Raw genomic sequence first — 11909 nt, 5'->3', positions numbered from 1 at the left:
GCGAATGGCCCGCGCGCGGCGCACAGCCGCCCTCGGGCCGAGCGACGATGGCCTCTCGAAGCGCTGCTCCTGGTCGGACGGCGCGCGCGTCCTCGACGCCACGCGCGCCGCCCGCACGCCCGCCGCCCGCGCGCCCGCTCAGCCCTGCTTCGGCGCCTTCATCCGCGCCGGATCCACGCTCACGTCGCGCGCCACCTTGCCGAACGCGATGACGCTCCGGTCGCCGTTCCGCTCCTCGATGACCACGCGCCGCACCGACCACAGCTCCGGCCCCGAGGTCATCTCGAGGCTGCGCACGTGCTTCGCGACCTCCTCGGCCCGCGGCCGCGCCGCCAGCGTGATCCCGTCCGCGCGGCTCGGGATCGACAGATCGTAGCGCGCCCGCAGCTTCCCGAGGTCGCCGCCGAGCAGCACCAGGAGGTCCGACAGCACCGCCCCGAAGCGCCCCGCCGCGCCCCGCCCCGCGCCCGCCGCGCCCTTCGGCGTCGCGAAGCCGAACCCCTCGGGCGTGATCCAGTAGGTGATCGCGTCCGGCGGCTTCAGCTCCCAGCGGAGCCGGTCGGGCAGCACCAGCGTCATCTCGCCGTCGCTCTTCACCGCCGTCGCCAGCAGGCCGATGCTCCGCTCCTGCGTGAACGGCGCGACCAGCGTCTTCACCGACGCGCGCGCCCGCGTGATCTCGGCGAGCGCGTCGCCCACCTCGTCCGCGCGCGCGCGGCTGCCGAGCGACATCGCCCCGCCGCACGCCGCGAGCCCCATCAAGAAAGATCGTCGCTGCATCCTCGCCTCGTCCTCCTCATGTCAGACGAGCGCGCCGCGCTCAATCCGCAATGGGCTTCGGCGTGTTGGGCCCGCTCTCGGGCAGGTCCGGCTTCGCGATGTACTCCTTCGGGAGCTCGCCCGTCAGGCTCTTCAGCCACACCACGATCTGCTCGACCTGGGTATGGGAAAGGTCCTTGCCGAGCTGGTGCTTGCCCATGAGCCGCACCGCCTCCTGCAGCGACGAGACGGACCCGTCGTGGAAGTACGGCGCCGTCATGGCCACGTTGCGGAGCGTCGGCACCCGGAAGACCATGAAATCGGCCTGCTTTTTCGTGATCTCGAAGACGCCGCGGTCCATCGTGTCCGGCCACGACCGCACGAGGCCGAGCTTCTGGAACATCGTCGCCCCGACGTGCGGGCCGAAGTGGCACGTCACGCAGCCGACCTCGACGAACGTGTTGAACCCTTCCTTCTCCGCGTTGGTCAGGGCCTCGGGCTCCCCCTCGAGGAACTGGTCCCACCGCCCGCGCGTGATCAGCTTGCGCTCGAACGCGCCGATCGCCTTCGCGGTGTTGTTCGCGTTGACGGGCCACGGATCGTTCGGGAACGCCCTGCCGAACGCCTTCACGTACTCCGGGATGGAGCGCAGCGTCGCCTCCAGCCGCACCGGCGTCATCGCCATCTCGCTCGGGTTCATCATCGGCCCGTTGGCCTGGGCCTCGACGTTGTCGAAGCGCCCGTCCCACATGAGCGAGAAGAACCCCGCGGAGTTGTACACGCTCGGCGTGTTGCGGCGGCCGCTCTGGTGGGCGTGCCCGATCGACACCTTCGCCCCGTCCGCGCCGTAGCGGTCGAGCGGGTGGCACGAGTTGCACGCGAGGTCGTGGTTCTTCGAGAGCCGCGTGTCGTAGTAGAGCATCCGGCCGAGGTTGATCTTCTCGTCCGTGAGCGGGTTGCTCGAGGACGTGATGACCGCCGGCAGCGGGTTGAAGCTCCCGAGCCGCTCCGGATCGATCTGCACGGCCGGCTCGGCCGGGGCCGCGGCCGCCCCCGGCGCCGCGGTGGCCGCGCCCGGCGCCGCGGCGGCCGCCGGCGCGGGCTGCGTCCCGCCGGTCGCCGGAGCGGACGCTGCCGCCGTCGTCTTCTGCACGAGCCAGGCGCCGACGCCGGCGCCCGTCGCCGCGACCAGCGCCGCCGCCGCCACGAGCGGGGCCGCCCTGCTGCGGGGGCGCACGTGGGCGGTGGGCTGGTCGCCCGCCACGATGATCGTCTTCTGGAAGGGCACGGAGGTGCCCGAGACCGTCCTCGATGGCGGCGAGCCGTCCGGGAACCCGCGGATCAGGAGGCCGTGCGGGGTCGCGTGGTGGCCGCTCTGGGTCGCGTGGTGGCCGCTCTGGGTCGCGTGGTGCTGCCCGCTCTGGCCGAGGGGCCCGCTGTGCGTGACGTGCTCGGGCCAGCTGCGGGGCGTCCCCACGGGCGTGGGCGGGCGCCGCGTCGAGATCTCGCCGGGGTCCGGCCAGCTGCGGGACGTGCCCGCGGGCGTCGGCGTGCGCCGCGAGAGCTCCGCGCTGTTCTGCCAGCTGCGGGGCGTCCCCACGGGCGTGGGCGGGCGCCGCGTCGGGGCGTCGGGGTTCGGCGGCCCCTGCGAGGGCGGCGGGGCGTCGGCCTGCACCGAGTCGGGCAGGGGCCGCAGCATGCTCTCGTGGATCGAGATGCCGTGCGGCAGGAGCATCCGGCACTCGTCGAGCATCTCCGCCGCGCTCTGGAAGCGCAGGTTCCTGTCGATCTGGAGCGCGCGCGCGACGATCTCGGAGACCTCGTACGGCACCCAGGGCGCCAGGCTCTGGATGGGCGGCGCCGGGGTCGAACAGATCGCGACGATGAGCTCGCCGAGCCCCCGCGAGTTCCTGTAGGGGGTGCGCCCGGCGAGCATCTTGAAGAGGACGATGCCGAGCGACCAGACGTCGGTCCGGCCGTCGACGTCCCGCATGTTGCGCGCCTGCTCGGGCGACATGTAGATGGGCGAGCCGATCAGGTTGCTCGTGGCCGTGAGCTCCTGGTGGTGCTCGAACGAGTCGTCGGCCTGGATCTTGGCGACGCCGAAGTCGAGCAGCTTGACCGAGTACTCGCCCCCGTCGCGCCGCGCCAGGAACAGGTTGGCCGGCTTGATGTCGCGGTGGAGGACGCGCGCGTCGTGCGCCTTGATGAGGCCCATGCACGCCTGGGCCACGATGCAGAGCGCGAGCTCGGGCGGCAGGGGGCCGAGCCGCCGGAGCATCTGGTCGACGTCCTCGCCGTTGAGCAGCTCCATCACGAGGAAGGGCAGGCCGGTCGCGCGGTCCCTGCCGCTATCGAGCACGCTCGCGATGTGCTCGCTGTCGATCGCGCCGGCCGCCCTGGCCTCGCGCTCGAAGCGGGCCATCACCGCCTCGTCCTGCGCGAGCTTGCTCGTGATCACCTTGACGGCGACGCGGCGGCCCGTGCCCAGGTGCCGAGCCTCGTAGACCGCCCCCATCCCGCCTTCCCCGAGCAGCCCGAGGATGAGGTACCGTTGATCGAGGGTCGTGTTGATCAGGTTGATGTCCGTCATGGTCTGGTCGACCCGGTCGCCGCTCCGATGCCGCGACCTTGGCGCCCCGAATCGCATTGTCGGACGGAAGGTCGCGCTAGGCAATCTTGCGGTAAGGCCACGCCGGACGAGAGGTGTCCCACCTCCGGTGTACGGGCGTGTGAAGAGATGGCACCCCGAAACCACGCCGAAATAATTGCGATTTCGCGTCGGGTGTGTCGCCGCTGCGCTGCGGGGAGGGCCCTCGTCGGCGCGGCGGCGCGGCGCTTTCGTGCTCGCCGCGGGATGAGGCCCATCCCGGGCGCGCGGCTGTCGCGCTCGCTCGCCACACACACACCACGCTTGCCACGCTCACCACCACGGCGTCACGGCATGGAGACGGCGCCGCCGCGCTTGCGCGAGGGACGGAGCGGTTATTTCGTTGCGTCTGTTTATTTAAGGATTGTCGTTGCCGCGCTCACCGCCTTCGTGGGGGGAGCCGGCGCGCTCCCAGGCGGCGTAGTCGCCGCTCGTGAGCAGCGGATCTTCGGGCATGGCGTCGGGCTCGGCCGTGTCGAGCGCCGGGTCGAACGCCGGATCGAGCAGCCGGGTGAGGTCGAAGCGGAGGAAGCGGCCGGCGAGGTGGGGGCCTTCGCTGACCCAGAGGACGCGCGCCGTGGCGTCCATGACGACCGCGTGGGTGGCGATGAGCGCGTCGATCGCGCGCCGGTCGCCGAGCGGCAGCGGCGCGCCGCCGCGCCCGCGCCTGTCGCGCAGGACGTCGATCGCCGCCTCGACCGTCGCGCCCTCGGGCAGCGCCGCGAGCCGCTCGTCGAGGCGATCGCGCCGCGGGCGGGTCGAGGTCTCGGCCAGGACGCGGAGGTTGCGCGGATCGCCGGCGAGCGGCCCCTCGAAGTGGTTGGTGAGCGGCACCTTGCCGCGGCCCCGGCGCGCGTGCAGCGGCGCGCCGGGCGCCCGCTCGGCGATCGCCGCCTCGCCGCTCGCGTCGACGAGCATCACGAGGTGCGAGACCATCGGCGCGCGCGCCTCGAGGATCGCGAGCGCCTCGTCGACATTGCGCGCGCGGCCGAGCACCTCGCGCATCGTGTGGACGACCGGCTCTCCTGCCGCCCGCGGCTCGCCGGCCCGCCCGCCGTGGACGACGAGCGCGAGGCCCGCGGCGTTCATCCCCGTCACCGCGCCGATCAGGCCGGGCCAGGACACCGAGGCGTACGGGATCTTCCCCTGCTCGTGGACGAGGAACACCGCCTTGCCCTCGTCGAAGACGGGCCCGGCCTCGAAGTCGAAGTTGCGGGCGAGCACCGCGTGCCCGTCCGCCGACGCCGTCCCGGTGAGCGCGAAGCTCGTGCAGCCGATGAGCGGCGAGTGCTCGAACGACAGCGCGATGTCGTAGAGCGACTGGAGGAAGACGAAGCGGTGGTACGTGGGGAGGACGCCGTCGAACGGGTCGGGCGAGAAGGCGCGGGCCTGCGCGGCGATCTCGCGCCGCACGCCCTCGGTCATGCCCTGGTCCACGTCGCGGAACTCGAGGCGCGACAGGTCCATGATGAGCCACCGGAGCGGGGCGACGGGCACGTAGTGGTGGAACTGCTCGTAGAGGGTCCCCTCGTTCTTCACCATCTCCGGGTAGAAGAGCCGCCCGTGCTGGTGCCCGATCTCCTCCGGCGATCCGGAGAGGCGCGCCTCGAGGATCCGCCCGCGGCGGCGCACGTAGGCCGGGCCGAGCACGCGCAGCCCTCCGGGCCCCGCCTCGGGCTCGCCGGCGGCCGCGCGGATCGGGGGCGGCTCGATCCGCGTCGCGGCGGCGATGCCGAGGTGCGCGAGGGCCGGCGCGGCGAGGAGCGCGGCGGCCGCGAGGAGCTTGCGGCGGTGGCGTGCGAGGCGCGACGGCCGCAAATCAGGGAGGCGCCGTCGCCGGCTGCCGCGGGTGGGGGTCGAGCTCCGTGGCGAGCGCGCTCGCCGTGGCCGGGCGGACCGGGTCGTCCGGGGACAGCGTCGGCGCGGCCGGCACGTGGCGGAGCCCGCGCGTCAGCGCGAGCGTCGCCACCACCCGGCGGATGATCCGCGCCGGATCGCGCACGCTGTCGAAGTGGGTGAGCCGCTCGCCCTCGGGCGGGTAGATGACCCGGATCGGCACCTCGACGAGGCGGACGCCGGCGGCCACCGCGCGCAGGAGGATCTCCGCCTCGAAGGCGTACCCCTCGTCGCGGGCGCCGAGCGACAGTGTCTTCCGGAGCGGGTAGCGGCGCAGGCCGCACTGGGTGTCGGCGAAGGGGCGGCCGGCGAAGAGGGAGAGGAAGAAGTTCGAGATCCGGTTCGAGATCTGGTTCGCGCGCGGCGCGCCTGCGCCCACGAGATCCCGGATGCCGAGCACCAGCGCCTCGGGGTCGGCGTCGGCCTCGATGAGGCGCCGCGCCTCCTCCGGCGGGTGCTGTCCATCCGCGTCGATGGTGACCGCGACGTCGAAGCCTGAGGCGAGGGCGAACTCCATCCCGGTGCGCAGGGCGGCGCCCTTGCCCTGGTTCTCCGGGTGGCTCAGCACCGTGGCGCCGGCCGCGCGCGCCCGCTCGGCCGTCCTGTCGGTCGATCCGTCGTCCACCACGATGACGGTGCCGGCCAGGCCATGGACCCGGAGCGCCTCCCGTGTGACGTCCCCCACGTTGCGCTCGGCCTGGTAGGCGGGAATGATGGCGCAGATCCGCATGAGACAGAGCGCGATTACCATGGTGTGCCCTGGATGAACAGCGGCAGCCGCCCGGAGCGCCGTCCTGGCCTGCTCCTGCTCCGTTGCCGTCCTGCGTTCCGTCGTGTCTGGATGAGCGAGGTCGTCTCGCTGCTCGGCGACTGGATGAGCTTCGTCGCTGTGAGCCTGCTCGCGCTGGGGGGCGAGGGGGGCGGGGTCGTGGCGCTCGCGCTGGTGATGGTGGGGCATCACCTCCCGATCGCGCTGTTCGCGCCGGTGGCGGGGGTGCTCGCGGACCGGCTCGATCGGCGGTGGCTGCTCATCGCGACGAGCGTCGTGCAGGGGGCGCTCACGGTCGGGATGCTGGGCGCCGCGGTCGCCGGCAACGTGGTCGGGCTGCAGCTCCTCGTCTTCGCGCGCGCGTCGGTGGGCGCGCTGCGGTTGCCGGCGCAGAGCGCGGTGCTGCGCCATGTCGTCGAGGAGGACGAGCTGCTCGAGGCGAACGCGATCGCGTCGGCGACGTGGAGCGTCATGTTCGCGGTCGGGATGGCGTTCGGCGGCCTGATCGCGGGGCTGGGCCCTGCGGCGGCGCTCGCCCTGGACGCGGCGTCGTTCGGCCTGTCGGCGCTGTTCCTCCGGGGGCTCCCCCCGATGGTGGCGGAGGGGCGGCCGGCGGAGGGCGGCATGCTGTCGGCGCTCGCGTCGGTGCGCCGCGACATGGTGCTCGCGTGGCGGCACGCGTGGGAGCGTCCTCCGCTGCTCGACGCGGTGCTCGCGAAGACGCCGGTCCACATGGCGAACGGCGGAGCGCTCCTCTTGCTCAACCTGCTCGCGACGCAGCTCCCCTTCGCGGGCACGGGCGCGCTCACGCTGGGGGTTCTCCAGTGCGTGCGCGGCGCGGGCACGGGGGTCGGCCCGCTGGTCGGCGTCGCGCTGGTCCGCCGCGGACTGCGGGGCGAGCGCGCGGCGACCGGGGCCGTCTGGGTGACGTTCGGTGCGATCGCGGTGTTCGCGGTGACCCGCCACCCGGCGGCGCTGCTCGCGGTCGTGCTCGCGTGGGGCCTGGGCAGCGGGGCGAACTGGGTGCTGTCGAGCTCGGAGATCCAGCGGCTCTCGCCGGATCGCTTCGTCGGCCGGCTCTCGGCCGTCGACAACCTGGCCCTCACGGTGGGCCTGTGCGCGACGTTGCTCGGCGGTGCGGTCCTGGTGGAGCGCGCCGGCGTCCCCGCGGCTTCCGCTTGGCTCGGCCTCGGGGCCGGCGTCGTCACGTGGCTCGGGGCGCAGTGGATGCTGCGCCGGCGGGCCGCGGCGGTCCCGGCGGTCTCTGCGGTCTCGGCGCCGCCTCCCTTGCCCCCCGAGACCGAGCGCAGCTAGCCTCCCGGCCGATGATCCCGGACGTGTGGGCGCCCCTGAGCGGCCTCTCCGTGCGCCGCTGCGAGGACGAGGGCCTCATCAACGGCACCTGGCTGGCGGGCGACCCTCCGCGGTACGTGGTCCAGCGGGTGAGCCCCATCTTCGCCCCGGAGGTCCACGACGACATCGAGGCGGTGACGGCTCACCTGGCCGCCCGCGGCCTCGCGACGCCGCGGCTGCTGCGCGCGGGCGACGGCGCCCTGTGCGCGCGCGACGCGGAGGGCGCGGTGTGGCGGGTGATGGACTTCGTCCCTGGCCGGACGCACCACCGGGTCGGCTCTCCTGGGCTGGCGCGCGCCGCGGGGGAGCTTGCGGCCCGGTTCCACCGGGCGGTGGACGATCTCGAGCACGTGTACCGCCACGTCCGCGCGGGCGCGCACGACACGGCGCTCCACATGGAGCGGCTGGACGGCGCGGCCACGGGCGGGGAGGGGCGGCGCCTGGCGGACGCCATTCTCGACGCGTTTCGCACGTGGCGGGGGCGGCTCGACCTGCCGGTCCGGCACTGCCACGGCGACCTCAAGATCTCGAACCTGCGCTTCTCCGAGGCGGGGGAGGGGATCTGCCTGCTGGACCTCGACACGCTGGCGCTCCAGTCGATCGACGTGGAGCTCGGCGACGCGTGGCGGTCGTGGTGCAATCCGGTCGGGGAGGACTCGACCGAGACGCGCTTCGATCTCGAGGTCTTCGCCGCCGCGGTCGCTGGCTACCGCGAGGCGAGGCCGTTCGGCGCGGAGGAGCAGGAGGCGCTCGTGGACGCGGCGGAGCGGATCGCGCTGGAGCTCGCGGCGCGCTTCTGCCGGGATGCGTTCGAGGACCGGTACTTCGGCTGGGACCCGTCGCGCTTCCCGACGCGGGTCGCGCACAACCTGTACCGGGCGGCCGGGCAGCTCTCCCTGGCGCGCTCGGCGCGGCGCCAGCGCGGGGAGATTGCGCGGCTGCTCGCGGGGGGCTGAACGGACCTGTTCGCGGCCACTAACGTGGTCGTGGTCGTGAACGTGAACGTGAACGTGGTCGTGGTCGTGAACGTGGTCGTGGTCGTGGTCGTCGACGACACGACCGTGGACGTGAACGTTCTGCCGAATCTTTGGTCGACTTCCGGTCGACGTTCACGTTCACGACTGAGCCGTTAACGACCACGACCACGACCACGTTCACGTTAACGACCACGACCACGTTAAGGACCACGTTCACGTTCACGTTAACGACCACGACCACGTTAAGGACCACCACCCGCTGAGCACGCCGCGGGAATGTCGTGTCACACCCATGACGGCGGAAGTGCGAGGACTTCCGGCCCCCCGCTCCAGGCCGGCTGCGTTGCTGAAGCGCTGCTCCGGAGGCAGCAGCGTCGCGCCGCGGCGCTGGCGAGCGCGCGGCTTTCGCCGCTGGTACGTCCTGTGCCTGCGCCATCCGCTGCCGCGCATCAGCGCTGCCGGCGCGCTCGGCTGCTGGCCTTGTGCTCGCAGAGGAGCAGCGTCGGCGGCCCGGGCTCGCTGCCCGCGACGCTGGCCAGAGGCCAGGAGAGGTGCCATCGCCATGTCAGAACGCAAACTCTTCTACCCGGAACGCTTCAAGACCGCTTCGCGGTACTACACGACTGGCCGCCCTTCCTATCCGAAGCTCCTCAGCCGCCGGGTGGCCCAGCTGGTCGGGCTCGATCGGGGCGCCAGCGTGCTCGATCTCGGGACCGGCCCGGGGTTCCTCGCGATCGACTTCGCGCCGCTCGCCGGGCCGGTGACCGCGGTCGACCCATCGCCCGAGATGCTCTCTGCGGCCAAGGAGAACGCCGCCCGAGCGGACGTGTCGATCCGGTTCGTTCACGGCAGCTCGTACGAGCTCGGACCCCACCTCGGCCGTTTCAAGCTCGTCACCATCGGTCGCGCCTTCCACTGGATGGATCGCGTCGAGACCATCAAGTCGCTGGACGCGCTGCTCGAGCGAGGCGGGGCGGTGGCGCTGTTCGGAGAGAGCTACCCCGAGGTCCCGGCGAACGCGTGGCACAAGGAGTTCCAGGCGCTCATCGACCAGTACTCGACCGATGACCCAGCGCGCCCGCAGATCCGCGAGTCCGCGAAGAACGAAGCCGTGCTGCTCGACTCGGCCTTCAGCCATCTCGAGCGCATCTCCGTCCTCGAGCAGCGGGAGACGCCCGTGGAGCGCTTCGTCGACCGCGCCCTGTCGTTCGCGGCCACATGGCACGGCCGGCCGGGGTCGCGCGAGGAGGACCTGGCCGTCGACGTCCGCAAAGCCATCGCGAAGTACGCCGGCGCGGACGGCAACGTTCGCGAGGTCCTGGAGGGGCACGCGCTGATCGCCCGCCGCCCGCGCGACGTGCTGGCCGACTGACCCGGCGGAGCCGCTTGCTCGTGGTCCTGGCGGCGGCCCCCGGCGGGTCGCCGCGAACAATGCACGACGTGCGCCTCGTGCACGCCCCCTGCGCCCCTTTGCGCTCGTCAGCGATCCGCCACCGCGTAGGTCATCACCGGCTGCACTCGGCCCTTGACCGTGATCTCGCTGACGGGGCGTGTGTTGAAGACGTCCTTCACGAGGAGGTGAGTGTCCTCGCTGAGGAGCACGCTCACGCCGAGCTCCTTGGTCGCGCTCTCCAGGCGCGAGGCGAGGTTCACGGCGTCGCCGATGACTGTGTATTCCATCCGCGCTTCACTGCCGATGTTGCCCGCGACGACCTCGCCGGTGTGGATCCCGACACCGGTCTTCAGCGCCGGGATTCCCCGCCTGGTGAGTCGCTCGTTGAAGTGCTCGAGCGCGGCGCGCATGCGGACGGCCGCGCGCACGGCGCGCACGGCGTCGTTCGACCTGGGGACGGGCGCGCCGAACACCGCCATGATCGCGTCGCCGATGTACTTGTCGACGACCCCGCCCTCGTCGAGGATGATGGCCACCATCTCGGTGAAATACTCGTTGAGGAGCCCCACGAGCTCATGGGCGTTCATCCGCTCGCTGATGGTCGTGAAGCTCCGGATATCGCAGAAGAGGATCGAGACGGTGAGCGTCTCGCCGCCGAGCTGCACCTTGCCGGAGAGCAGGTGTTCGAGCACGGATTCGGTCATGTACTTGCCGAAGGTGCTGCGGAGCTTGTCGCGCTCCTTGAGGCCGTCGACCATCGAGTTGAAGCCGGTCGCGAGATCCTCCAGCTCGTCGCCGGTCTTCACCGCCTCCACATGGACGTACCGCTGTTGCTCGAGCTGCTTGAGGGCGACGTTCACGCGGGAGAGCGCGCGCGACATCGTGCTTGCGAGGCGCGCGCCGAGGAGCAGCGAGAAGAGCGCCGCGACCGTGAGCACGCCGGCCGCGAACATCAGGTTCTGGCGCACGATGTTCCGGACGTCGCTCACGTCGAGCGCCATGACGATCGAGAAATCGCCGGCCTTGCCCCGGAGCGATCGGGGCGCGAAGCGGGAGAGGGCCCACAGCGAGCTCGCCTCCTCGACGATCGTGGGGTGGGTCTCGTCGCCGATGGCGGCGCCCTGGAGCAGCTCGGTCGGGAAGCGCGCCGTGCCCGTGACCCTCTTGCCCGACGGGTCGACGAGCGCGATCTCCACGCCGAGCTTCGTCGCCACTTCATCGAAGTAGGTGTGATCGATGGGAATGCAGGCGAGCAGCGATCCGGCGTCGCTCCTCGCATGCTGGGCGATCATGTACGCAGGCGGCGAGCCTTGCTGTCCATCGCACCCATGGACGAGCACGTCCCGCAGGTCGTCCATCTCGGCGAGGCTCGAGAGGCCCTCGGTGAGCCCGGGGACCTCCTCCGTGCTCGGCGGCGGCGCGTCGAGCCCCCTCGCCGCGACCAGCTCACCGAGCTCATCGAAGGCGACCATGGCGACGTTGGGGTGAGCGGCGATGACGGCTTCGAGCGCCGTCCCCACGGCCGTCTCGCTGCGCAGCCGGAGCCCCTCGACCAGCTCGCGCGTGCGAGACGCCTGGCGTGAGGTCGCCGAGATGGCGCGCTGCTGCTGCCTGAGCTCCAGCCGGAAGTTGCGGATCGCCTGCGGGACGCGCTCGCTGATCTGCGCGAGGAGCTGCCGGTGCATCACCCAGGACAACACGGGGAGGGCCGCGAGGGTCGCGAGCGAGGAGAGCGCGACGAGGACGGTGAGCTTGGCGCGAACGGTGCTGAGGCGGAACATGAAGATCGTCATCAAAGCAAAGTCGGCTTCCGGTGGACAGCGATTCGACATGTCGAGCTGACGTCGAAGTTCGAGCGCTCCTTGACGGAGACCAGCAGGGCCTCGGTGTAGACGGCCAAGATGTAGCGGGCATTGGTGATGAACGTAGCGGTGCGCGTCAGCACATCCGTGAACGCGCAGAGTGAGCCGACGTCGCGAAGGGGTATTTCGGCAGGGATCCGGCGCGGGCGCTGCTGGGCCTTCCGGCGGTGTGTCGAACAGGGGGAGGTGCCTGCTGGCTGGGTGGTGCCCTAGTTTGGCTTCCGCTGCCCTAGTTTGACCCCGGACCTCG

Annotated in this window: 8 protein-coding genes; 3 read left to right on the top strand and 5 right to left on the bottom strand. The window is 72.1% G+C overall.

Translation table 11 applies throughout. The features are described from left to right. Positions 1-138 precede the first annotated feature (138 nt). The 4 genes from WMF14_RS37715 to WMF14_RS37700 all read right to left on the bottom strand — a co-directional run bounded on the left by WMF14_RS37715 (position 139) and on the right by WMF14_RS37700 (position 6056). Positions 139-780, bottom strand: coding sequence for a LolA family protein (locus WMF14_RS37715; protein ID WP_437794265.1), 642 nt, complete (start codon positions 778-780; stop codon positions 139-141). 40 nt (positions 781-820) lie between these two features. Further along, a complete protein-coding gene (locus WMF14_RS37710) occupies positions 821-3352 on the bottom strand; it encodes a cytochrome c peroxidase (RefSeq protein WP_437794263.1) in 2532 nt (843 codons plus the stop codon). Positions 3353-3766: 414 nt separating this feature from the next. Continuing rightward, positions 3767-5227: a C45 family autoproteolytic acyltransferase/hydolase gene (locus WMF14_RS37705; protein ID WP_437794260.1), complete on the bottom strand. Its 1461-nt coding sequence runs from the start codon at positions 5225-5227 to the stop codon at positions 3767-3769. A gap of 1 nt (position 5228) precedes the next feature. After that, on the bottom strand, positions 5229-6056 hold the full coding sequence (locus WMF14_RS37700) for a glycosyltransferase family 2 protein (RefSeq protein WP_437794258.1): 828 nt from the start codon (positions 6054-6056) through the stop codon (positions 5229-5231). Positions 6057-6068: 12 nt separating this feature from the next. On the opposite strand from WMF14_RS37700, the gene WMF14_RS37695 reads away from it, so the two are divergent. The 3 genes from WMF14_RS37695 (at position 6069) to WMF14_RS37685 (ending at position 9776) form a co-directional block, all read left to right on the top strand. Next, positions 6069-7388: an MFS transporter gene (locus WMF14_RS37695; RefSeq protein WP_437794255.1), complete on the top strand. Its 1320-nt coding sequence runs from the start codon at positions 6069-6071 to the stop codon at positions 7386-7388. Positions 7389-7399: 11 nt separating this feature from the next. Then, positions 7400-8383 (top strand): phosphotransferase enzyme family protein, encoded by a 984-nt coding sequence (locus tag WMF14_RS37690; protein ID WP_272104289.1) that lies wholly within the window; start codon positions 7400-7402, stop codon positions 8381-8383. Positions 8384-8966: 583 nt separating this feature from the next. After that, positions 8967-9776 carry a class I SAM-dependent methyltransferase gene (locus WMF14_RS37685; protein WP_437794253.1) on the top strand — a complete coding sequence of 270 codons (810 nt, stop codon included), beginning with the start codon at positions 8967-8969 and terminating at the stop codon, positions 9774-9776. 107 nt (positions 9777-9883) lie between these two features. Here WMF14_RS37685 and WMF14_RS37680 read toward each other — a convergent pair whose 3' ends face one another. Continuing rightward, positions 9884-11578 carry an adenylate/guanylate cyclase domain-containing protein gene (locus WMF14_RS37680; protein WP_437794251.1) on the bottom strand — a complete coding sequence of 565 codons (1695 nt, stop codon included), beginning with the start codon at positions 11576-11578 and terminating at the stop codon, positions 9884-9886. Positions 11579-11909 lie beyond the last annotated feature (331 nt).

The sequence above is a fragment of the Sorangium sp. So ce693 genome, assembly GCF_051521375.1.
In the GTDB taxonomy this organism is placed as follows: Bacteria; Myxococcota_A; Polyangia; order Polyangiales; family Polyangiaceae; genus Sorangium; species Sorangium atrum.
This window is presented reverse-complemented; position numbering and strand designations above follow the sequence as displayed.